Origin of the sequence: Candidatus Poriferisocius sp. (assembly GCF_965208355.1) — a bacterium.
GTDB lineage: Bacteria > Actinomycetota > Acidimicrobiia > Acidimicrobiales > Bin134 > Poriferisocius.
The window spans coordinates 2,500,580-2,523,270 of the sequence record NZ_CBDBOM010000003.1 but is presented as its reverse complement, the minus strand read 5'-3'; the positions used below and the strand labels follow the sequence as shown (position 1 = coordinate 2,523,270).

Annotated in this window: 19 protein-coding genes; 11 read left to right on the top strand and 8 right to left on the bottom strand. The window is 65.5% G+C overall.

Annotated features, from left to right (window positions below; all coding sequences use genetic code 11):
• Nucleotide 1 precedes the first annotated feature (1 nt).
• Nucleotides 2–1,195, top strand: coding sequence for an acetyl-CoA acetyltransferase (locus ACOGXH_RS13055; protein WP_419929527.1), 1,194 nt, complete (start codon nucleotides 2–4; stop codon nucleotides 1,193–1,195).
• On the opposite strand, the gene ACOGXH_RS13050 is transcribed toward ACOGXH_RS13055, so the two are convergent.
• Genes ACOGXH_RS13050 through cysS form a run of 8 tightly spaced genes read right to left on the bottom strand, consistent with a single transcriptional unit; the run spans nucleotide 1,192 to nucleotide 10,547 of the window.
• Complete coding sequence (locus ACOGXH_RS13050; protein WP_419929526.1) at nucleotides 1,192–2,046, bottom strand: phytanoyl-CoA dioxygenase family protein; 855 nt, start codon at nucleotides 2,044–2,046, stop codon at nucleotides 1,192–1,194. The two genes, ACOGXH_RS13055 and ACOGXH_RS13050, sit on opposite strands and share 4 nt — an antisense overlap.
• An 11-nt stretch (nucleotides 2,047–2,057) precedes the next feature.
• Nucleotides 2,058–2,981, bottom strand: coding sequence for an SDR family NAD(P)-dependent oxidoreductase (locus tag ACOGXH_RS13045; RefSeq protein ID WP_419929525.1), 924 nt, complete (start codon nucleotides 2,979–2,981; stop codon nucleotides 2,058–2,060).
• Between the two features lie 6 nt (nucleotides 2,982–2,987).
• A complete protein-coding gene (locus ACOGXH_RS13040) occupies nucleotides 2,988–3,878 on the bottom strand; it encodes a TIGR03620 family F420-dependent LLM class oxidoreductase (protein ID WP_419929524.1) in 891 nt (296 codons plus the stop codon).
• Nucleotides 3,879–3,916: 38 nt separating this feature from the next.
• The gene (locus ACOGXH_RS13035) at nucleotides 3,917–5,119 is read right to left on the bottom strand and encodes a CoA transferase (protein WP_419929523.1); all 1,203 of its coding nucleotides are present in this window, start codon (nucleotides 5,117–5,119) and stop codon (nucleotides 3,917–3,919) included.
• Between the two features lie 2 nt (nucleotides 5,120–5,121).
• Entirely contained in the window at nucleotides 5,122–6,087 is a 966-nt protein-coding gene (locus ACOGXH_RS13030) for a TIGR03619 family F420-dependent LLM class oxidoreductase (protein WP_419929522.1), read from the bottom strand.
• A 4-nt stretch (nucleotides 6,088–6,091) separates the two neighbouring features.
• On the bottom strand, nucleotides 6,092–8,188 hold the full coding sequence (locus tag ACOGXH_RS13025; protein ID WP_419929521.1) for a prolyl oligopeptidase family serine peptidase: 2,097 nt from the start codon (nucleotides 8,186–8,188) through the stop codon (nucleotides 6,092–6,094).
• Complete coding sequence (locus ACOGXH_RS13020; RefSeq protein ID WP_419929520.1) at nucleotides 8,185–9,132, bottom strand: aminoglycoside phosphotransferase family protein; 948 nt, start codon at nucleotides 9,130–9,132, stop codon at nucleotides 8,185–8,187. Before ACOGXH_RS13020 ends, ACOGXH_RS13025 begins: the two co-directional genes overlap by 4 nt.
• A gap of 32 nt (nucleotides 9,133–9,164) precedes the next feature.
• Nucleotides 9,165–10,547 carry a cysteine--tRNA ligase gene (gene cysS, locus ACOGXH_RS13015; protein WP_419929519.1) on the bottom strand — a complete coding sequence of 461 codons (1,383 nt, stop codon included), beginning with the start codon at nucleotides 10,545–10,547 and terminating at the stop codon, nucleotides 9,165–9,167.
• A 77-nt stretch (nucleotides 10,548–10,624) separates the two neighbouring features.
• On the opposite strand from cysS, the gene ACOGXH_RS13010 reads away from it, so the two are divergent.
• The 10 genes from ACOGXH_RS13010 (at nucleotide 10,625) to ACOGXH_RS12965 (ending at nucleotide 22,642) form a co-directional block, all read left to right on the top strand.
• Nucleotides 10,625–12,031 (top strand): MFS transporter, encoded by a 1,407-nt coding sequence (locus ACOGXH_RS13010; RefSeq protein ID WP_419930374.1) that lies wholly within the window; start codon nucleotides 10,625–10,627, stop codon nucleotides 12,029–12,031.
• Between the two features lie 10 nt (nucleotides 12,032–12,041).
• Nucleotides 12,042–12,446 carry a VOC family protein gene (locus ACOGXH_RS13005; protein ID WP_419929518.1) on the top strand — a complete coding sequence of 135 codons (405 nt, stop codon included), beginning with the start codon at nucleotides 12,042–12,044 and terminating at the stop codon, nucleotides 12,444–12,446.
• 31 nt (nucleotides 12,447–12,477) lie between these two features.
• Nucleotides 12,478–14,733: a xanthine dehydrogenase family protein molybdopterin-binding subunit gene (locus tag ACOGXH_RS13000; protein ID WP_419929517.1), complete on the top strand. Its 2,256-nt coding sequence runs from the start codon at nucleotides 12,478–12,480 to the stop codon at nucleotides 14,731–14,733.
• On the top strand, nucleotides 14,726–15,454 hold the full coding sequence (locus ACOGXH_RS12995) for a lysophospholipid acyltransferase family protein (RefSeq protein ID WP_419929516.1): 729 nt from the start codon (nucleotides 14,726–14,728) through the stop codon (nucleotides 15,452–15,454). The genes ACOGXH_RS13000 and ACOGXH_RS12995 overlap by 8 nt, the downstream gene beginning before the upstream one ends.
• Nucleotides 15,455–15,460: 6 nt before the next feature.
• Complete coding sequence (locus tag ACOGXH_RS12990) at nucleotides 15,461–16,237, top strand: hypothetical protein (RefSeq protein ID WP_419929515.1); 777 nt, start codon at nucleotides 15,461–15,463, stop codon at nucleotides 16,235–16,237.
• A gap of 98 nt (nucleotides 16,238–16,335) precedes the next feature.
• A complete protein-coding gene (locus ACOGXH_RS12985; protein WP_419929514.1) occupies nucleotides 16,336–17,928 on the top strand; it encodes an alpha/beta fold hydrolase in 1,593 nt (530 codons plus the stop codon).
• The gene (locus tag ACOGXH_RS12980) at nucleotides 17,919–19,103 is read left to right on the top strand and encodes a serine hydrolase (protein WP_419929513.1); all 1,185 of its coding nucleotides are present in this window, start codon (nucleotides 17,919–17,921) and stop codon (nucleotides 19,101–19,103) included. Before ACOGXH_RS12985 ends, ACOGXH_RS12980 begins: the two co-directional genes overlap by 10 nt.
• Nucleotides 19,104–19,153: 50 nt before the next feature.
• Nucleotides 19,154–19,981 carry an SDR family NAD(P)-dependent oxidoreductase gene (locus tag ACOGXH_RS12975; protein ID WP_419929512.1) on the top strand — a complete coding sequence of 276 codons (828 nt, stop codon included), beginning with the start codon at nucleotides 19,154–19,156 and terminating at the stop codon, nucleotides 19,979–19,981.
• A gap of 36 nt (nucleotides 19,982–20,017) precedes the next feature.
• On the top strand, nucleotides 20,018–20,959 hold the full coding sequence (locus tag ACOGXH_RS12970) for a polysaccharide deacetylase family protein (RefSeq protein ID WP_419929511.1): 942 nt from the start codon (nucleotides 20,018–20,020) through the stop codon (nucleotides 20,957–20,959).
• Nucleotides 20,960–21,208: 249 nt separating this feature from the next.
• Nucleotides 21,209–22,642, top strand: coding sequence for a polysaccharide deacetylase family protein (locus ACOGXH_RS12965; RefSeq protein ID WP_419929510.1), 1,434 nt, complete (start codon nucleotides 21,209–21,211; stop codon nucleotides 22,640–22,642).
• Nucleotides 22,643–22,691: the final 49 nt, after the last annotated feature.

Sequence of the window (22,691 nt, the reverse complement as noted above, 5' to 3'; positions counted from 1 at the left end):
GGTGGCTAGTCATGGCATCAAAGACCAGGTGGCGATCATCGGAATGGGCTGCACCCAATTCCGTGAGCACTGGGACAAGGGGACCGATGATCTGCTGATCGACGCCGCCACCGCGGCGTTCGACTCCGCCGGAGTGGCCAAAGACGATGTCGACGCCTTCTGGCTGGGAACTGCCTCTAGTGGCATGAGCGGGTTGACGCTGAGCCAGCCCCTGAAGCTGGAGGGCAAGCCGGTCACCCGGGTGGAGAATTTCTGCGCCACCGGCTCCGAGGCGTTGCGCCAAGCTTCCTACGCGGTGGCCAGCGGGGCCTACGACATAGCCATGGCCATTGGGGTGGAGAAGATCAAGGACTCTGGCTACCAGGGTTTGAACGCCGCCCCCGCCCCCCACGACGGCACCAAGCGGAATCTGACCGCCGCGGCCATGTACAGCCTGGTGCTCCCGGCTTACGCCGCCCGCTACGGAGTTGACGAGGACGAGCTGCGCATGGTGGTGGCCAAAATTGCAGAGAAGAACCACCGCAATGGGGCGCTCAACCCACTGGCCCAATTCCGCCGGGAGATGCCGGCCGAGAAGATCTGCGAGATGGCCTCGGTGGCCGGGCGGCTGTCAGTGTTCGACTGCTCCGGCGTGGCCGACGGTTCGGCTGCCGCCATCGTGGTGCGGGCGGCCGATGCCCACAAGTACTGCGAGGATCCGCTGTACATCAAAGCGCTCTCGTTCGTGTCGGGCACCGGCGGCGGGCTCATCGACCCCGACTACGACTACACCACGTTCCCGGAGTGCGAGATGGCCGGGGCTGACGCTTACCGCCAGGCGGGGATCGACGACCCCCGATCGGCGCTGGCCATGGCCGAGGTCCACGACTGCTTCACCCCCACCGAGATGGTGCTCATGGAAGACCTGGGCTTTTGCGAGCGGGGCACCGCCTGGAAAGAGGTGCTGGCCGGGACCTTCGAGCGCAACGGCGACATGCCCATCAACACCGACGGCGGCCTCAAGGCCTTCGGCCATCCCGTGGGCGCCTCCGGTCTGCGCATGCACTACGAGTGCTGGCTCCAACTCCGGGGCCAAGCCGGCGACGACCGCCAGATCGACCTGTCGAACCGCAACCTCGGCCTCGTCCACAACCTCGGCGGCTACCCCGGCGAAATGGTCTCCTTCGTCTCCGTACTCGGCCCCGAGTTGGGTTAGCGGGGCCAGACTTGGGGACAGCGGGGGTGGTCGACGGGATCGCCCTCGGTGACTTCGGAGTGGTGGGGCTTTAGGGGGGTGCCCCGCTTGAAGCGGTAGACGGTGTCGTCGCCGCAGTAGCGCACCGAGATGGCCCGGCGCCACTGGTCGGTGACGTTGGCGTGGGCGCCGTGAAGGGTCATTGCGTGGTGGACGGCCACGTCACCAGGCTCCATGTCGAAACAGAGCAGATGTTCGGCGTCGTCCCGGTCGAATTGGGGGACTTCTTCGCCGTCGGTGTTGGGCATGGAGAGCTGGCTCACGAACCAGTTAGGCCGGAAGTTCCGCTCCCAGCGATGCGAGCCCTTCACATAGACGGTGGCTCCGGTCTCCTTGCTGATGGGGTCGAGCGGGCACCAAGTGGTACACACTTTGTCGCCCTCCAACTGGAAGTAGGCCATGTCTTGGTGGATTGAGGTGGGTTCTTCGGTATGGGGTTCCTTCACCAGCACGCTGTCCTCGTAGAACCACAGCTCCTGGCTCTTCATCAATTCAGCGGCCAGCTGAGGTAGGGGGGACCGGGTGGCGAAATTCTCGAAGTCGGGATCGCTCCACCAGTGATCGGTGCCGCCGTGGAACTGGCCCCGGGGGGCGCCCCTCTTGGCTGCGGCGGGGTCGTTGAGCACCGTTCCCCCGCTGGGCGGAACCACAATGGCGCCCATCTCGGTCATGTTGTTCATTTCCTCTGCGCCCAGCGCGCGCTCCACCGGCTTGGCCATCGACGCCAGGGTCTTGTCTGAGAGCACCCTCCGGATCACCACCACGCCGTCGCGCCAAAAGTCCTCGATCTCTTGGTCGGTAACCAGTGCCATAGCGATAATCCTTACATCTGCTCCAGTTCGGGGGGCATGCCCAAATGCACCAAGCTCTCCGCGGTGGAACCCTGGGGGGTCCAGTCGGAGGTGTCCATAGCGCTGGCCATGCCCTGAGCCACCGATTCCATGGTCAAGTCAATCTCCTGGGCCGGAGAAGCGGCGTACACGATTCGGGCGAACTGGCCGCCGCCCACGGTGAATGCCTCGCCGTTCACCGTGCACTGATCGCTCACCAGATGGGCCACCACCGGAGCCACCTTCTCGGCGCCGAAATGCTCCCGCAGGTGCGACTTGAACGGCGATTCAGGCAGGCCCTCGGTCAGACGGGAGATGGCCGCCGGCAACAAGAGGTTGGCGGTGATGTTGTGGGCTTGGCCGAAGATGGCCTGGGTGCGGGTGAAGCCGAACAGCCCCGACTTGGTGGCGGCGTAGGAGGCGGTGGGGTTGCCGAAGCATGCCGGAGAGCCGGTGTTGATGATGCGCCCGTGACCCCGCTCCACCATGTGGGGCCACACCGCCTTGGCGGTGTTGAGGCATCCCAGGAGGGTCACCCCCACGTGGCGGTGCATGTCGTCGGCGTCGATATCGGGAAAGAACGATGCGCTGGCGAACCCGGCGTTGTTGATGAGGATGTCTATGCGGCCCCAGGCCTCCAGAGCGGCTGACGCCATCTGCTGGGCGGTGGTTTCGTCGCCGACGTCGCCGTTGTTGGCGATGGCCTCGCCGCCGGCGTCGCGGATGCGCTGAGCGGCATCCTCGGCGATGTCGGGATTGATGCCCTGCTCGGCCAGCCCCAGTGTTCCGCTGCCGAAGTCGTTGAGCACGATCTTGGCCCCGCGCTCGGCCAGGTAGCTGGCGTGGGCGAACCCCAGGCCGATCTCGTCTCCGGCCCCGGTGACCAGGGCCACCCGGTCTTGGAATTCACTGGCCATGGCGGGTCACGCTCCGTTCAAGAGTGGGGCGAGGGTCTCGAGGGTTTCGAGGCTGGGGCGGGTCTTGTCCGCGGGGTCGAGCGGTTGGATGCACACGTGGGTAGCCCCGGCCTCGAGGTGCTGGTGTACCCGCTTCACCAGGACCCCCTCGTCGCCCCAGGCCACCACGGCGTCGACCACCTCGTCGGAGCCGCCGTCGTCGAGGGCGCTCTCCTCGAAGCCGCAGCGCATGAGGTTGTTGCGGTAGTTGGGCATGTGCAGTGGCCCGACCATGGCCGCCCGGGCCCGCTCCCGGGCCCGATCCGGGTCGGTTTCCAGCATCACCTTCTGCTCCGGGCAGATCCAGGCGTCGGGTCCCATGATCTCCCGGGACCGCCGGGAGTTCTCCGGCGGGGCGAAGTAGGGATGGGCGCCCAGGGTGCGCTCGGCGGCTAGCTTCAGCATCAGCGGGCCGAGAGCGGCCAGCACCATAGGGGGCTCGCCGTCGATCTCCGGACCCCACCACATGGCGTTTTCCATCTTGTCGAGGTACTCCCGCATCGACGGGATGGGCGCGGGGTAGGGCTTGCCCTGCATGCGCTCCACCGGCGCTTGGTGCGACACCCCGAGGCCGAGCAGAAATCGGCCGCCCGACTGATCGTGCAGCTCCTTCTGAGCGCAGGAAGTGGCTTGGGCCTCCCGCAGGTGGATGTTGACCACCCCGGTGGCCAGCACCAGCGTGGAGGTGTGGTTGAGCAGCAGGGAGGCGTGGGCGAATGGGTCGCGGCCGAAGGCATCGGGGATCCACAAGGCGCCATAGCCCAGCTCCTCGATCCGCTGGGCGAACTCGATGGCCTCGCCGGTGGAGAAGCTGTCGGTGCGGGTCCAGACGCCGACGGGGCCGATGTCCATGGTCATGGAGTCAAGGTAGCGGCCCGCCGTTGACGGTGAGATGGTCAGGCGACGACTTGGCGGTCGTGGAGGCTGGCAATCTCCGCCGCCGACAGTCCGAGCACATCGGCCAGCACCTCGTCGGTGTGCTGGCCCAGACGGGGGGCGGGACCGGGGTCGGCCTGATGCTCATCTGAAAAGCGGAGCGGCGGGCCGGGGGTGAGATATTGGCCGGTTTCGGGGTGTTCCACATCGGCAAATAGCGGATTCTCCGTAGAGCAGCGGGGGTCGTTGGCCACCAACTCCAACATCGACTGGTAACGGCCCCAGCACACTCCTTCGGCGTCTAGCGCGGCCGACGCCTCGGCCAGGCTGTGTTTGGCGCACCACTGGGCCACCAGCGGATTGAGGCGGTCGAGGGCCAAATAGCGATCGCCGTCCACCCGGGTGAAGTCCAAGCCGGTCTCGGCCTCTAGAGCGGTCACCTCATCGCCGATCCCGCAGGCGGCCACGATTCCCTGCCACTGGCGGGCGCTCACCGCCACGATTTGGATGCGCTCGCCGTCGGCCAGCTCGAAATCCCGTCCGAAGGCGCCGTAGATGTCGTTGCCGATGCGGGGCCGCTGGGTGCCCAGGAGCTGGGCCTCGGCCACGTGGCCCAGCATCGACACCGCGGCCAGGGCCACATCCGACAGGGCCAGGTTCACCAGGCTCCCCTCACCGGTGCGGGACCGTTGGCGCTCGGCGGCCAGCACTCCAACCGCGGCGGTCTGTCCGCAGATGATGTCCCAGGCGGGCAGCACGTGGTTGATGGTGCCGTCGGTGCCGGTGAGCGAGGGATATCCCACCGCGCAGTTCACCGTGTAGTCCACCGCTGTGGAGCCGTCGTGGTTGCCGGTGATGGCCACCATGATGAGGTCGTCGCGGTGCTGGCGGAGGCTGTCGTACGACAGCCATCCGACGGCGGGGAAGTTGGTGGTGAAGATGCCGGCGTCGGGGCCGGGGGCGGTGGCCAGAGCGATGATCAGCTCCCGCCCCTCGGGGGAGCGGAGGTCTACCTGGATCGACCGCTTGCCCTTGTTCAGCCCCTGCCAATACAGCGACTGGCCGTCGGGAGTGAGCGGCCAGCGGTGGTAGTCGATGCCGCCGCCAATGGCGTCGAAGCGGATCACATCGGCGCCGTGCTGAGCCAGGGTCATGCCACCCGACGGACAGGCCACGAAGGCCGATCCCTCCACCACCCGCATACCCGCCAGCACGCCGCTCATGGTCAGGCTTCCAGCAGGGGCAGGACCTCGGCGCCGAAGCGGGCGATCTGGTCGATGTACTCGGACGCGTCGCGAGATCGGAAGAACAGGAACAGCACCGAGGTACCCAGTTCGTGGGCGTAGCGAAGCGACTCGGCAACCTGGTCGGGTGAGCCGCCGATGTACGGCCATCCCGGCAGAAAGAGCCCTTCCGGAGGATCGCCGACATAAACGGCCCCGGCCAACCAGCCGAAGTCCACCTCATCGAGGTCGCGGCCTACGACGTCGGCGTGGGCCCGCATGTAGTCAATCTGTTCGGCCATGGCCTCCCGAGGCGTGCCCTGGGGAATCCAGCCGTCTCCCCGCTCCACCACCCGGCGCAGGGCCGGTCGGGTGCTGCCTCCGATCCAAATGGGAATCTCGCTCTGGGCAGCGGCGGGACCCACTCCCACATCCTTGAAGTCGTAGAACTCCCCGCTGAACTCGCAGAACCCACCAGCGGCCCCCACGGCGACCCGCACGGCGTCGATGGCCTCGTCGGTCATTCGGCCGCGGTCGGCAAAGCTCAAGCCCAGCGCTTCGAATTCGGCCTCGACGTGGCCGGCACCCACCCCCATCAAGGCCCTTCCGCCGGTGAGATGGTCGAGGGTGCAGAACGAATTCGCGGTGGTCAGAGGATGGCGATAGGGAAGGACGTACACCTCCGACAGCAGCCGGATGGTGCTGGTGGCCGCTCCCAAAAAGCCGAGGGTGGCGATCGGGTCGTACCACGTGGTGGACATGTGGGCGGCGTATTCGTTGTCGGGGATGGCGATGTGGTCGCACACTCCCACAAACCCCAGTCCGGCGGCCTCCGCGGCTTGGGTGATGGCCACCAGGTCGTCCACGGTGGCGTCGGCCTCCCACGGCTGTGTGATTCGCTCGTTGAGGGTTTGGATCGGAAGCTGAATCCCGCAGGTGATCTCGCCGTCGGCAGTAATGCGGGTCATGGAGTCATTCTTGTGGGCCGATGTCGAGGCTGTCGAAGAGGAAGGTCCGTTGCAGCAGGAGCAGGTTCTCGGCTACCTGCTCCTGAGGAGTCATATGAGTGACGCCGGGCAGGGGGAGCACCTGGTGGGGGCGGCCGGCTTCGAACAGTGTCTGCGACAGCTGGAGGGTGTGGGCCGCGAACACGTTGTCGTCGGCCAAGCCACAGATCAACAGCAGGGGGCGGGAGAGTCCGCTGGCCAACTCGAGCAGGCTGGTGCGGGTGTAGGCCTCGGGGTTTTGGTCGGGGTGGCCCAGATAGCGCTCGGTGTAGTGGGTGTCGTAGAGGCGCCAATCGGTGACCGGGGCCCCGGCAATGGCGGCGTGGAAGCGGTCGGGACGGGCCAACACGGCCAGCGCGGCCAGGTAGCCGCCGAACGACCAGCCCCGCACGGCCACCCGGCCCAGGTCGAGACGGGGATGCTGACCGGCCAGCGCATCGAGGGCGTCGATCTGGTCTTCGAGCACCGGGTGGGCCAGATCGCCAGCCACCGCCCGCTCCCAAGCCGGGCCGCGGGCGGGGGTGCCCCGGCCATCGGTGATCACCACCGCGAACCCCTGGTCGGCGAACCATTGCGACACGAGGAACGGCGAGCGGGCCTTCAGCACTCGCTGGGCATGGGGGCCGCCATAGGGGTCGAGCAGCACTGGCAGCGAATCGCCATCGGCTCCGTCGTCGTCCGACGGGTACAGCACCGCGGTGCGCAAGTCCCGTCTGCCGATCACGGAGAACTGGGGCGAGGGAGACAACGACGGCGTCGCGGCTTCCGAACCAATTGACATGCGCTCGGTGGGGGTGACCACCTCCACCGCCGCCTCTCGATCGGTTCCCGCGGCCCGAACCACCACCACAGTCCCGCCTCCCGCGGCTGCGCTGTGGACCCCCGCCCAGTCGCTGAGCCGATCCAGATTGCCATCGCCGTCGAGATGCCAAACGTGGACTTCGGTGGGGTCGTCCGACGCGGTGAACACCACCCGGTGCTCATCGGCCGACACCACACTTCGCACTTGCAAGGCGTCCGGGGTGGCTGTGTTGCTGTCGATCACCAGGCATCGGGCCGACTCCCGGTCCTCGACGGTCACTAGCCGTTCGCCTGTCCACGTCGGCGTGCCGGGCACTAACTCCACCCAGTGCTTGTCGGTCTGGCGGGCAACCTCGGTGGTTGCTCCGGTATCGGGGTCTACTTCTAGGAACACCACCGTGCGCTGGTCGCGGCTCTGCACGGTGATCACGGGGTTCGACCGGGGTGCCCACGCAGCCCGGGCCAGGTATTCGAAGGCGTCTTGTTCCCAGCCCACCTCGACCCGTCTGCCGTCGAGCCCAAGGATGGCCAAAGAGACGTCGGCGTTGACCGTGCCGGCGGCGGGGTAGGCCATGGGCACCGGAGCCGCCGCCGGATCAGCCGGCGAGGCGATATGCCACACGGGCACCCCGGCGGTGTCCACCCGGGCTACCAGCAGACGCTGGCTGTCGGGTGACCACCAGAATCCCCGGCTGCGGCCCATCTCCTCGGCGGCGATGAACTCGGCCGATCCCCAGCTCACGGTGTCGCCGGGCTCGTCAATAGCTGGTCGATCAAGGCCGTCGGCCGAGGCGTCCACCACTCGCAGGCCGGAGCCGGAGACATAAGCCACCCGCTGCCCGTCGGGTGAGGGGCGGGGGTCGAACGCGCCTGACGCTGCGGGCAGCGATTCGACGGTGCCCTCGGCCATATCGGCCAGGAACACCCGCCCATCCAAGGTGAAGGCGATCCTGGTCAAGCCTGGATCGCCGGCGTAGGCCACGATGCCACCCCCGCTTTCCCGGGCCCGCTCCCGACGGGCCCGCTCAGCTGGCGGCAAATTCTCCTCACCGGGGTCGGCTAAGAGCTCGACCGGATCGGCGACCACAACCTCCTCACCGGCGGACGTGTCGAGCAGCCAAAGCCGGTTCACCGGATCGTCACCGGCCATGCTGCGCAGAAAGGCCACCCGGCGGCCATCGTCAGAAACAGTGAAGCTGCGGGGCGCTCCCAATGTGAAGCCCCGGGTTCGGGCGTGCTGGCGGGGGAACGACTCGGTCATAGCGCGCCGAATGAATCTAGGTCGGCAGCCGCCCTTGCCGCGCGGCTCACCAGGGTGGTGGATGTGGACTTGGGCATCATCACTCCCACCGCGGCGGTCACCAACATGGCCTCGACCGCATAGACGACATTGCGTCGATAGGCCAGCCAGGCCTCTTCAACAGTCGGAGCGACGGGGCCCAATTGGTTCAGATAGTCGGCCAGCAGATCTTTCTCGGTGCTTTGGCGCGTCTCGGGCTCCAGCGAGGTGGCCAGCAGGTATGCGACGTCTCGAGCCCACGGTCCCGCTCGACACAGCTGCCAATCGATGAGACCGGGACGGCCGTCAGCGGCGACAAACTGGTTTCCCGGGTGGCAATCGTTGTGGATCAGCGTCGTCGGCCCAGCCGACATTGCCTCCTGGGCCGCCCGGCGATTGCGGGCGTAGCGGGAGATGGCTTGGTGAAGCGGCTCGGGAACCGCCGAGCCAACCCGCCAGAGCCCCAACCGACAGAGTGAGGGGCTGAGCAATGCGCCCAGCTTCTGTTCCCGCCGGGGATTGAGAGCCAGCCACGGATGCAACTCAGTGCGCCCCCACCACTGCTGGTGCATGGCCGCCAGTGAGGCCAGCAGCGAGGCGGCCTCATCGGAAGTTATGGCATCGGTGGACGACCGCAACGTTGCACCGGAATCGGTCAGATCCTCAAGGACCACCATGAAGCCGCGCCAGAAGCGGTCAGCACCATGGCAATGGGGGGTGGCGATGGGAACTTGGTCGCGCAGCTCGGTATAGAACCTGACTTCGGCTTGGCCGAGCCGAGGCACCGCCACAAAGGCCCGGGCGATTGGGGAGCGGGATGGTCGCTTGATGAACACAGCCAGCTCTTGGCCATCGTCCAAACGCAGCCGAGCCCGGGTTCTTCGCGTGGTGCCCGACTGATCGTCCAGTATCTCGATCTCCGCCACCGGTTGACCGAAAAGCTGGGTCTGGAACTTTCTCAGGGTTTTCTCCAGATCGTGCCGCCGGGAGTGTCCTCCAACACGATGCCCCGGTCAGCCAGCTCGTCGCGTATGCGGTCGGCGGAAGCGAAGTCTTTGGCCATGCGAGCCTCGTCCCGTTCGGCCAGCAGCTTCTCCACCTCTGCGGCCAAGGCGTCATCGCTTGCTTGGTCGTCGCTGGCCAAAACCAGGCCCAGCGCGCTGGCCAAATCGCACACCGTGGCGTGGGCCGTTGCCGCTCGTTCGATGGCTCCGCCATCCAGCGCGGCGTTGGCCTCCCTAACCAGGTCGAACACCACCGCCAAACCAGCGGGAGTACCGAAATCGTCGTCCATGGCCGCGGTAAACCGGGCGACCGCATCGGCGTCGGGCGTTGCCGCGGGGTCTAGGCCAGCGGCGGAGGCCCGACGATGCCAGGCCCGGAGCCGGTCCAGCGCACCGGCTGCTCCGGCTAGGGCGTCGTCGCTCAACTCCATGACCGTGCGGTAGTGGGTTTGCAGCATCAGCAACCGCAGCACTTGGGGCTCGAAGGCGTCGAGCAAATCGGACAGGGTGGTGAAGTTTCCCAGCGACTTGGCCATCTTCTCGCCGTTCACGTTGAGCATGGCGCCGTGGATCCAGTGGCGGGCGAAGCCCAGATCAGCTCCTTCAGCCTCGGCCACCTCGTTTTGATGGTGGGGGAAGGCCAGGTCGTCGCCCCCGCCGTGGATGTCGAAGGCCTCGCCCAATAGATCGGTGGCCATGGCCACGCACTCGATGTGCCAGCCGGGGCGGCCCGGTCCCCACGGCGAGTCCCACACCGGCTCGCCCGGTTTGGCCGCCTTCCAGAGGGCAAAGTCCAGCGGGTCGACCTTTTCGACGTCTACTTCCACTCGGGCGCCGGCCCCTTCCCGCAACTCCTCAGGAGTGCGCCCGATGAGGTCGCCGTAGCGGTCGTGGGCCGCCACCGAGAAGTAGACCCCTTTGCCCTCGATGGCGTAGGCCGCACCCCGTTCCACCAGGTCGCCGATGAAATCCAGCATCTCCGCCACGTATTCAGTGGCGTGGGGCCGGTGGTCGGGTCGAGCGATGCCGAATCGGTCCATTTGGTCGACATAAACCTGCTCGTAGCGGGCGGCGAGCTCGGGCTCAGTGGTCCCGGTTTCAAATGCTCGGTTGATGATGTTGTCGTCGATGTCGGTGATGTTGGATACAAAGGTGACCTCGAAGCCCCGCCATTGGAGATAGCGGCGGATCATGTCGAAGGTGAGTGCGGTGCGGGCATGGCCTACATGGGGATCGTCGTAAACGGTGGGGCCGCACACATACATCGACACCTGGCTCTCGACCAGCGGCTCGAACGGCACGATCTCCCGACGCCGGGTGTCATAGAACGAGACCACGCCAGAAGGCTAGCTATCGCCCCTGCCACTGCTGCCATCCGTTTGGCGGGAGGCAAGGGGGTTACAGTCGTTCGGTGATGCAGCAAGCAGCCATTGACCCGGCGGTCATGCGCCGGGCCTGGCTGGTGCTGGTGGTGGTGAGCTTGGCCAGCTTCCAGACGGCGATGTCGCTGTCGATCATCTTCGTGGTCTACGCCGACCTGAAGGAGTCCTTCCCCGACGCCAGCGAGGCCGAGCTGTCGTGGATTATCAACTCTTTCACCATCGTCGGGGCGGCCACTCTGGTGATCGGCGGGGTCTTGGGCGAGCGATGGGGGCGGCGGCGGACCCTGATGGCCGGCATCGCGGTGTTCACCCTGGCGTCGGCGGGGGCGGCGCTGGCCCCCAGCACCGGAGTGCTTATCGTCGCCCGGGCCCTCCAGGGGATCGGAACATCGCTGAGCCTTCCCATGGGGGCCGCCATCGTGATCGACGCCTTCCCGGTGTCCCGCCGGGGGACCGGCGTCGGGGCGTGGTCGGCCAACGGCGCGGTGGCCGCGGCCATGGGGCCGTCGGTGGGAGCGCTCCTGGTGCATGTGGGCGATTGGCGGTGGGCGTTCTGGATGAACGTGCCCTTCGGGGTGATCGCCCTGGTGTTCATCCGCAAGGTCATTCAAGAGCACCGCAGTCCGCAGACCCCGGAGCTGCCCGATCGGCTGGGAGCCCTCATGGTGTTGGCCGGGGTAGGGGCGATGGTGTTCGCCCTGGTGCAGAGCAGGGAGTGGTCATGGATCCATCCAGTGGTGCTGACAACCCTGATTGGAGGGCCGCTGGTGCTAGTGCTGCTGGCTTGGCGGTCGATGCGCCACCGGCTGCCGGTGATCGAACCCAGGCTGTTCCGATTCAAGAGCTTTCGGCTGGGCAATTACGGGATGCTGGTGTTCTCCATCGCTTTTTTCGGACACCAGTTGGTGGGCGTGAACTACCTGACCATTGTCTGGGAGCTGACCATCTTCGAGGCTGGATTGCTGCTGACCCCGGTGTTCGTGTTCACCGGCCTGCTCTCGGCTTTGTCGGGCCGGTGGGCCGACCGGTGGGGGCCGGCCAGATTCGTCGTGGCCGGGAGCCTCATGTGGACGGGAGGCATGGTGTGGCAGTGGGCCACGCTGGCCGGCCAGGAAGACCTCGTGGCCTGGGTGCTCAGCGTGACGCTGGCCGGAATCGGATCAGGCCTGGTCTGGGGGTCGCTGTTCGCCGTCATGGTGGCCGACTTGCCCAGCGATGTTCTGGCGTCCGGATCAAGCGTGCTCCAGACCATGATGCGGGTGGGCAACGCTTTCGGCGTGGCCCTCGCGGTGACCATTATCGGAGCCTCTTTGGCGGTGGGCCAGATCGGCAACCTCGGCACCAGCTACATCATGTTGGCGGCCGGGGGCGCGGTGACTGCGGTGTTGGGATTTCGTTGCACACGTCCTGGGGGGCAGCAGGCCCCCACGTTCCAATAAAGTCGCGGGCATGAGCACTGCTGTCAAAGGGCTAGTCGCCTACTCGCACGTGAACATCTGTGTGACCGATGTGGAGGCCGCCGACGCCTTCTACATCGGGAAGCTGGGCCTGGAAAAGCTGCCTCGTCCCGATTTCGGCGAGTTCGCGGGGTCGTGGCTGCGGATGGGACCCTCCCAGCTTCACCTCAGCAAGGTGGACAAGATGCCGGACACCGCGGGGGCAATGTCCCACTTCGCCCTCTACATTCCCACCGACGAATTCGACGCAACTATGGCCGAGTTGGCCGAGCGGGGTCTCGAGTTTGCCTCTGAGCCGAACGAGCGGGAGGACTTCGGCGTCCCGGTGAAGACGGCGTTCGCCCGCGATCCCGACGGGAACCTCATCGAGTTCACCGACGTCGCCTTGTTCGAGTGAGGGAGGCCTCCACTCGAATCGACTAGGACTGATGCCCTCGATTCTTGGCCACCCGGTTCTGCGAAGGGAGGATCCCCGTTTTCTCACCGGCCAGGGCGCATTTGTGGCCAATCTGATCCCCCCCGACGCTGCTCATGTTGCCTATGTGACCTCCACTGAGCCCCACGCTCGGCTCTTATCGGTGGAAGTGGCGGTTGCCGCAGCCGCCCCCGGTGTGCTCGGGGTGTTCATTGCGGACGATATCGACTCCGACGTGGTGGTCTATCCCACCCCGTTCCCAGGCATGAACGATCAGATGATTCGCACCATGCTGGCTCGCGATGTGGTCCGCTACGTGGGCGAGCCGGTGGTTGCAGTGGTGGCCGACGACCCTGTTCAGGCGGCCGACGCCGCCGACTTGGTGGCGGTGTCCTACGAACCGCTGCCCCCGTTGGCCGATCTGGAGGCCTCGCTGCGGGGCGACGTGGTGCTGTTCGAGGGGATCGACGATCAGACGGTGTACCGATGCGGGGTGGGCCAAGAGCCCGACTTTGAAGAGTGCGAGGTGGTGGTGCGGGCCCGGTTCCACAACCAGCGCATGTCGGCGGCGCCCATCGAGGCCCGAATCGGCTACTCCTACTGGGAGGGCGACCGGCTGGTCCACCACACCGCCACCCAGGGCAGCCACAACGTGAAGACCGCGCTGATGGGCATATACGGGCTTGACCCCGGTCAGGTGCTGGTGGTCACCCCCGATGTGGGCGGCAGCTTCGGGGCCAAGTTCCGCTGCTACCCCGAAGAGGCCATTCTGGGGTGGCTGGCCCGCCACCTGGGGCGCCCTTGTGCCTGGGCGGAAACCCGCACCCAGTCGATGACCGGGCTGGGCAGTGGTCGGGGCCAGATCCAGGATGTGGTGGTGGGCGGTAGCCGGGACGGCCGCATCACCGCCTATCAGCTCGATGTGATCCAAGACAGCGGGGCCTATCCGCTCATTGCCGGGTTCTTGCCCCGAATGACCATGGCCATGTTCACCGGTGTCTACGACATCGCCTGCGCCGGGTATCGGGCGGTCTCTGTGCCCACTTCCACCACACCCAACGGGGCCTTCCGAGGGGCCGGTCGGCCTGAAGCCACCTCGGCCATCGAGCGGGCGGTGGACCTGTTCGCCGCGGAAATTGAGATGGACCCCGCCGAGGTGCGCCGCCGAAACTTTCTCGACCCGGAGGTATTCCCCCACACCACGGTGTCGGGAATGAGCTACGACTCCGGCGACTACCAAAAGGCGCTGGATCTCGCATTGGAGGCGGTCGGGTACGACGACTTGCGGGCCGAGCAAGCCGCCCGTCGAGCCAACGGTTCGGAGAGCCTGCTGGGCATCGGCCTGTCCACCTACGTGGAGGTCACCGCCACTACCGGGGCGGGGGATTTTGCCTCGGTGGAGTTGGGCACCGATGGGATGGTCAAGGCGGTGACCAGCTCCACTCCCCACGGGCAAGGCCACGAGACGGTGTGGCCGATGATCGTGGCCGACGCGCTGGGCATCGACCTGGATCGGGTGGTTGCGGTGGGCGGCGACACCGACTGCACCCCTCGGGGGCAGGTCACCGGTGGTTCACGTTCGGCCCAGATCGTGGGATCGATGCTGGTCGATGCCTCTCAGCGGCTGGTGGAGGAGGTGCTGCCGACGGCGGCCGATCTCTTGGAGGCCGCGGTCGGCGATGTGGTCCACGATCGGGAGGCGGGCACATTTCATGTGGCCGGAACCCCGGCGGTGTCGGTGGGGTGGGCGGCCGTGGCCACTGCTCTGAACAGCCCGCTGACGGTGGAATCGGATTTCGAGTCCGGTGGCCAGACCTTCCCGTTCGGCGCCCACGTGGCAGTAGTAGAGGTGGATGCGGAGACCGGCGGGACGGAGCTGGTGCGGCTGGTAGCGGTGGACGACGCTGGCACCGTTTTGAATCCACTCATCTTCGAAGGCCAGATCCACGGGGGAATCGCCGGCGGTGTCGCGCAGGCGCTTATGGAGGAGTTGTCTTATGACGCTCAGGCCAACCCGATTACTACCAACTTTGCCGATTACCCGGTGATCTCGGCGGCTGAGCTTCCCAGTTTCGAGCTGATCAGATCGGAGACCCCCACCGATCGGAACCTGCTGGGGGCCAAGGGCGTCGGCGAGTCGGGCACAGTTGGGGCCACCGCCGCGGTGCAGAATGCGGTAATCGACGCACTGAGTCATCTGGGAATCCGACATCTGGACATGCCGACGTCACCCCGGCGAGTGTGGAAGGCCTTGCACAACCATGTCTGAACAGCATTTGGAAGACCGGGTGCTGGCCATCTGGGCCACTCGTCGGGCCCAGATTCTGTACTGGTTGTTGCGGGGTTTGATCCGGGTGGTTGGGCGCTTCTATCTGCGGACCAGAATGGTCGGCGCCGAGCGGCTGAGAATCGATGGAGCGTTCATTATCGCCCCCGTACACCGGTCCAATCTTGACGGCCCATTGGTGAACTCCCGATGCCCCCGTAAGGTGCGATCGCTGGCCAAGATCGAGATGTTCAAGGGGAGGGTCGGCACCTGGATCAGCGCCATGATCGGATCGTTCCCCGTGCATCGGGGGGCGGGAGACCGCCGGTCGCTGCAAGCGGCCATTGGCCTGTTGCGAAGGGGCGAGCCATTGCTGGTGTTCCCAGAGGGCACTCGCCACTCGGGTCGTCAGGTGGGGGAGATTTACGGAGGCGCTGCTTTTCTATCGGCTCGTACCGGGGTGCCAATCCTCCCGGTCGGCATCGCCGGCACCGAGGAGGCCATGCCCCCCAAGGCCAAGTTTCTCCGGCGTATCCCGGTGTCAATCGTCATCGGTGAACCGCTGCTGCCACCGAGCATCGAGAGCGGCCGACTCTCCTCCAACCAGCGCAGCGAGTTCACCGTCCGCTTGCGAGAGGCCATGCAATCGGCCATGGATGAAGCCGTCGACTTGGCGTCAACCCGCCGAAGCCGACGCCGCCGATGGAACAAGCGCGATGATTGAGGTTCTGTGAGCGCAGTCGATGTCATCCACGCCGCCGAAGTTGAGGCCACAACCCGCTATCCGGCGACGACGGTCGCGGTATCTGGAGGCCTTACTGCTCGGCCGGTGAGCCCTGACGGAGCATCGCTGTGGCTGATAGCCGCCGACCTGGCTGCGGGCACCGAACTGCGGTGGGGCACCGAGCACGGCGACGAGGCCGTGTACGTGCGCTCCGGCAGCCTGGCCGTCGACGGGCGGGTCTGCCCTGCCGACGGGGCGATGGTGGTGGAGGCCGGGGTGGCTGCCAGCGTGATCGCAGAGTCCGACACCAGCATCTTGCACATGGGTCCCGCCGATTCCGCGCCGCCGACCGACGGGCTGAGAGGCCCGGCCGAATCCGATGGCCGAAGTGTGCGGATAGTCGGCCCCGGCGGGGTGTGGGCCACGGTCGACGAATCCCAGCGCACCCGATTCTTCTCCGACGCTTCAGCACCCACCAATCGGCTGTGGCTGTTGGCTAGCGATCGCCCCCAGTATTTCGAATCCTCCGCTCACAGCCACTCCCAGGACGAGCTGATCCACGTGCTGCGGGGCGAGATCCGAGTTGGCCGCCGAGTGGTTGGCGCAGGCGACACCTTGTGGGTGGCCGCCGACCGCCGCTACAAGCTCTACAGCGGTGACGACGGCGTCCATTTCGTCAACTACCGCCGCGACGCCTCGGTCATGACCTCCCCCAACTACGACGGGCCATTGCTGGAAGCTGGCGAGAGCACCAACATGACCTGGGTCAACGACACCCTCTGACCCGACCCTGGCGAACTCTCGTGATCACGATGGGTGCTGCGGAATCGGCTTCGCGCCCGTATATCTTGAGGCCACTAGGCCATGACCAAGGAGGGTTGATGAGAAGGTATCCGAGGGCGATTGCCGGAGCGGGTGTGCTGCTGGTTGCGGCCCTGATTGCCGCAGGATGCTCCGACGGCACCGATGCGCCTTCAGCATCGAATGCTGAACCAACGGCGATCTCCGCCACTGCGACGGAAGTACCGACCGAGGCCGCGATGCCCGCTCCTACTGAAGAGGCGGCACCTACTGAGGGGTCTGTACCCTCCGAGGCGCCTACTGAAGGGCCTGCGCCCACCGCTGTTCAACCTGAACCCGATGCCTCCATCTTCCAGGACTGCGGACAGGTTTATCTCTGCGCTGAACTGGAAGTTCCTGCCGACCACAACGACCCGGACGCGGGAACCATCACCCTGGAGCTCGGAATGCTCCCGGCTGGCGACCCGGATCGGCGCATCGGCGCGCTGCTGGTGAATCCTGGCGGTCCTGGCGGCGATATGCATGGCTTTTTGGAAAATGGCGCAGGACTGTCCGACCAGGTGTTGGCCCGATTCGACGTGGTGGGCTGGAACCCCCGGGGGGTGAGCGCCAGCCTGAACCCCAACTGCCGTGACGAGGCCGACAACCTCCAGCTGGTGGGTGCGCTGTCCGATACCCCGGAGAACGAAGCCGCCATCGCCGAAGCGGCCCAGCAGGCTGCTGAGGCCTGCTTGGCCGGCTTGACTGGTCGAGCTGAGCTCATCAGCACGGTGCAAACCGTGCACGACATGGACTCGATACGCCAGGCCTTGGGCGAGGACCAGATCAGCTTCTTGGGCTACAGCTATGGCACGGTATTGGGCCAATTCTACGCCGACCTATACGGTGCCAACGCCCGGGCGGTGGTCATCGACGGCGTGCTGGACACGTCGCTGACTCATGAGGACGTCTTGGTGGAGCAGATGCGAGGCTTCGCCCGAGTGATTGACGCGATATTCGACGCCTGTCTGGCCGATGCGGCGTGCCCGATTGTCGGCAGTCCCAAATCGGCCTACCTCCAGTTGATGGACAGCTTAGAAACCAACCCGGTGCTCGATGCTGAAGGCAATGTGCTGGTGGGACCGGGGGAGGCACAACTGGCCTTGGTGATGGTCTCCTATTTCCCCGAAGATCAGTGGACGTACTTCTATCAGGCATTCGCCCAGGTTTGGGGGGAGGATGACGGCCAACTTATGCACGACCTGGCTCACTTCTATTTGGGGGCAGTTGATCTGGGCTCGTTCTTCAGCATCAGTTGCACTGACGGCGGCCGGATGAGCGTTAGCAAATTGGACCTGTTCATAGAGCGGATGACCGAGGAGGCCGGCACCTTTGGGCGAGCCGCAGCCGCCGAGGCCCGCATGTGCGTGTATTGGGCCGACACTGAGCCTCGGCCGCTCGATCCGATCCGGGCCCCGGATGCTCCATCGGTGCTGGTAGTGGGGAATCGCGGCGACAACGCCACGCCCTATGAGTGGGCGGTGGCGGTGGCCGAAGCCCTGGAGACTGGTGTATTGCTCACCTACAACGGCACAGGTCACACCAGCTATGGCCAGCATCCGTGCGTGGACGAGGTGGTGGACAACTATCTCATCGACCTGGTGCTGTCCTCAGAAAACATCGAGTGCGGCTGACATCCCCTGGCGGGTTCGCCCGGCTGAGCACGGCATTGGTGGCCCTTGGGCTGCTCTGTGGGGCTGCGGCCTGCGCCGAGGAATCCGAAGTGGTGCTGGAGGTGACCGCAATTGGCGGGGAGGCCACTCCCACATTGGCGCCGACTCCGGTGCCCACCGCGGTGCCCACACAGACGTCTCCGACGCCAGCACCAACGCCGAGCCCCACCATCGAGGCGGCAGTGCCCGCCACCCCTGAACCGACCGTCGAGCCAACCCCGACTCCTGATCGCTCCGCTCAAGAGTTCTTGGACTCCTTGGCTGGAGAGTTTCATTTTGAGCTGGCTGAAGAGTTCGAGTTTCTGGCCGAGATCTCCGAGGAATGGAATCCCGACGGGCAAATCTCGATAGCAGTGGTGCTTCCCGACGAGACACTCCACGGCTATGAAGCAACGGAGTCTCGGATCTCGGCCAGCGCGGTCAAGCCGTTGTGGGCTGCAGCCGCACTCGACGCGGCCGGGCTGGAGGCGGTGAGATCGCAGGCTCATGCCGCCTTGATTCTGTCTGACAATTTGGCGGGAGGAAGGTTGATCGATCTGGCCGGGGGAGTTGACGCGGTGAATGCCTGGACACGGAATGTGGCCCGGTTGCGTGACACCCGGCTAGAGGCGTGGCGCTTCCAGGACCCCAATCGGGTGGCCAGTAGTTTCAACCCCGAGAATCCTCTGGGCAACCGAACCACCATGGCCGACCTGGCTCTTTTCTTTGCCCGTCTGTATAAGGGCGATCTTCTAGAACCCGGCGAGAATGCCGCTCTTCAACAGTGGCTGCTAGATACCTCACATTCGTTGAATTCTCCAAGAGACCTTGACGGGGTCTTGCTTGATCGGCTGCCTCTGGAAGTGGCCGAAACGTCGCTGCACAAGGCGGGTTGGCTTCGACCCAACTGCTGTCCCGCGGAATACCGGCAGATGATCGACGCTGGAATCATCGTGCTTCCTGACGACAGCTGGTATGCGTTGGCTATCTTGAGCTCCCGGGGGGAGTTCTACGACCTGACCAACCAATGGGTTTCGCTGGCTGCCTGTCGGATTTACGCCTTCATTGCCGAAGACCCCGACCTCGAATGTGTGCGGGAACACGACGGCGTCCACGACCCGGAGATTTGGCCTGAAGCAGGAACTAGTTCGCAGTGAAGGGCTTCTCCGCTCCGACGTAGGCCATTGAGTCGTGCCAGCATGGGATCATGCAGGACTTTGACGGCAAAGTGGCAGTGATAACCGGTGCAGCCAGCGGGATCGGCGCGGCCCTGGCGGCCGGATTCAGTGCCCAGGGCGCCAAGGTGGTGGCCGCGGACATCGACCTTGCGGGCGCAACCGCCACCGCTGACGCCATCGGTGATGATGTGGTGGCTGTTGAAGTAGACGTGGCCGACCGGTCATCGGTCGAGACGCTGGCCGACGCCGCTTGGGATGCCTTCGGGCAGGTGGACCTGCTGTTCAACAACGCCGGGGTATTCCAGGCCGGCCTCATGTGGGAGCGCACTCAAGCCGACTGGGACTGGGTGTTCGGGGTGAACATCTACGGCATCGTCAACGGGGTGGCCGCTTTCGTGCCTCGGATGATCGCCCAGGACACCGAGGGCCGCATCGTAAACACTGCGTCGGTAGCCGCCTTCGTGGCCGGAGGATTTTCCAGCCCCTACGTGGTGTCGAAGTGTGCCGCCTTCTCCCTCACCGAATGCCTGGCCCTGGACCTGGCCGGGGTGGGGGCAAAGATCGGAGCCTCAGTGCTGACCCCCAGCGCCATCGACACCGCTATTGCCCACACTGCCCGGGTACGCGGCGAGCGCTATGGCACCGATGAGAGCGAGGACAACGCCTTCGTGGTGGAGTCGCTGTCCCAGATGACCGCGTCCGGCATCTCGCCGGCCGACGTGGTTGGCCCGGTCATGGCCGGCATCAGAGCAGGCGATTTCCTAATTCCCACCAAGCCCAGCTACGCCAATCAGATCCGGGTCCGCTTCGACGCATTGCTGGAGCGGAAGGTGCCCCCAACCGCCGAAGTCGACTGACTCAAAATCCTTATGGCTCAGCCATAGGCTTGCCCCATGGCCGAAACGGCTCGGAGGGCCTTGGCCCCTCTTCTTGTCTTAGGGCTGGCTTTCGCCGGATGCAGCCAAGACAGTCGCTCACAACCAGATACTTCGTTGCCAACGCCCACATCGGGGGCCCCAATTGCTGCCATTGCACTGACCCCGGCTCCCACCGAGCCGCCTGCTATTCCGGAACCCACCCCGAGGCCGTCTCCGACTCCGACATTGGCCCTAACTCCGTCGCCATCTCCGGTTCCATCTCAGACCCCTACCCCGACCCCGACATCGGCTCCGACCCCGTCTCCGACTCCGACTCCGGCCCCGACCCCATCGCCGTCTCCGGTTCCATCTCAGACTCCGGCCCCGACCCCGCTACCCACTCCCGCCCCGCGTCCCGACAAGTCTGCCCCGGTCATGTACCTCACGTTCGACGACGGCCCCCATCCGGTACACACAACGGAGGTGCTCGATGTGCTGGCCCGCTACGGGGCTCGAGCCACATTCTTCGTAGTCGGCTCGATTGCCCAGCACTACCCCAACACAATGCAGCGAATGCTGGATGAAGGGCACACCATCGGAAATCACACATGGAACCATGAGAATTTGGCTGAACTCTCTCGAGAGGAATTCGATGAGACAGTCGGACGGACCCAGGAGATGCTTGGCGATCGCGGCGCCGCCTGTCTGAGGCCGCCCTATGCTGCCGTGGGCTCGTCCACTCGGGAGTGGGCAGCCGAGCATGGTCTTGACCTGGTGACGTGGGATTTCAGTCCCCAAGACTGGATCCCGCAGTCGGCGCTTGAAATCGCTCAGCAGGTAGTGGATCAAGCTCGCGATGGTGTGATCATCTTGCTTCACGACGGCGGTGGAGACCGCACGCAAACTGTTATCGGCCTCGAAGTAGCTCTCAGCGAATTGTCCAGCCGGGGCTACCGCTTCGAACCCCTCTGCCTATAGATGGCCATGACTTCTCTCAGATTTGCGGTCGCTGGGCTCGCCTTGGCTTTGCTTCTCGGCGGGTGCGGTCAGGATGACTCGTCTTCGCCGACGGGCGGGTTGCCCACCCCTTCGCTGGCTGCGGCTCCATCCCCAGAGTCCTTGAATTCGCTGCCTGCTTCTCCAACTGCGTCTGCGCCAGCATCCCCAGACTCCATGCCGTCAGAGGTACTGCCAAGCGAGCCTCCGAGCCCGCCGGCACCAACTCTGGTGCCGATCGAACGAACGGGGGTGGACTGGGAGGACCTCGAAAATCTTGCCTTCGAGGTGGACGGCCAGTTCATACAGCTTGAAGGCGGCAAAGCCGAGATCTCCTACGGCGGCGCTTCCACCGACCTCTTTGTGCTTCAAAACCGAGTGGCACAGGGTGATCTGGATGGTGACGGATTCGAGGACGTGGTGGCCCACATCACCTTGAGATCGGCCGGTTCGGGCGTATTCCACCTGCTTGTGCCGGTGGTGGACGACGGGCGAGGTGGGGCGGCCAAACAGCCGGTGCCGGTGGGCGATCGCATTGTGGTGGAGGGAATCGAAGTGAGAGACGGCCTAGTAAGAGTGTCACTTCTGGATCGCGAGCCGGGCGAGCCCTTCACCGTCATTTCTCTGCGTCAGACGCTGGAAATCGACATCTCCGGGCCAGAACCCGCGGTGTCGGTGGTCGAGTCCATGCCTTTGGAAGACCTTCCGCTTCCTGAGGCCGAGGCGCCCGAAATCGACATACGTTTCGACCCGGGTGCCGTGGGCGGCACGGTGACCGGGTCGATCGACTTCCAGCAGAGGCAGCCCTACACGGCCTACATATCCGAGGGCCAGGCGTTCACCGCGATACTGGAGGCCCCTATCGGGGTGTGGCTGGATGTGCGGCTCGGCGATCGCGTGCTGACCTCGGGGTCCAAACGGTTCCAGTCGGTGTCTACCAACCTGCCCGCCACCGGTCCTTGGAGGGTGACGGTGGTATCCACTCACGCCGGGCAGGTCGACTACCGGCTCTATGTGGAGGCCCTACCGCTGGGGGCCAATCCCGTCCCTGTTCCCATCCCTACAAGACCTGCCGAGCGCACCTCGGTGCCGTCCGCACCCGACAGCGGCGATGGCCCGGTCTTGTACTTGACGTTCGACGACGGCCCCCACCCCGTTTACACGCCGCGAGTGCTGGAAATCTTGTCCCGCTATGGCGTTCGAAGCACGTTTTTCGTAATCGGCTCGTTGGCCGAGCAATACCCCGGCATCATCCAACGCATAAATGCCGAGGGCCACACTGTCGCCAACCACACATGGAATCACGAGGCTTTGGCGGGCTTGCCCCAAGAGGTGTTCGATGACACGGTCGGGCGAACCCAGGACTTGCTTGGCTCTCGGGCTACGCCGTGCCTGCGGCCCCCCTACGGATCAATCGATGCCTTCACCCGCGACTGGGCGGCGGACCACGGTCTGGATGTCGCCCTGTGGGATGTCGACCCTGCCGACTGGCGCAGTCCTCCGGCAGCGGAGATTGCCCAGCACGTCGTGGACCACGCCCGCAACGGGGCCATTGTGCTGCTGCACGACGGCGGCGGCGACCGAACCCAAACCGTATTGGCCCTCGATGCCGCCCTTAGCGAATTGTCCAGCCAGGGCTACCGCTTCGAACCCCTCTGCACCTGACACAGATAGTCGACCGAAGCTGCTGGCCAGCGTCTCACTAGTGTGAGGC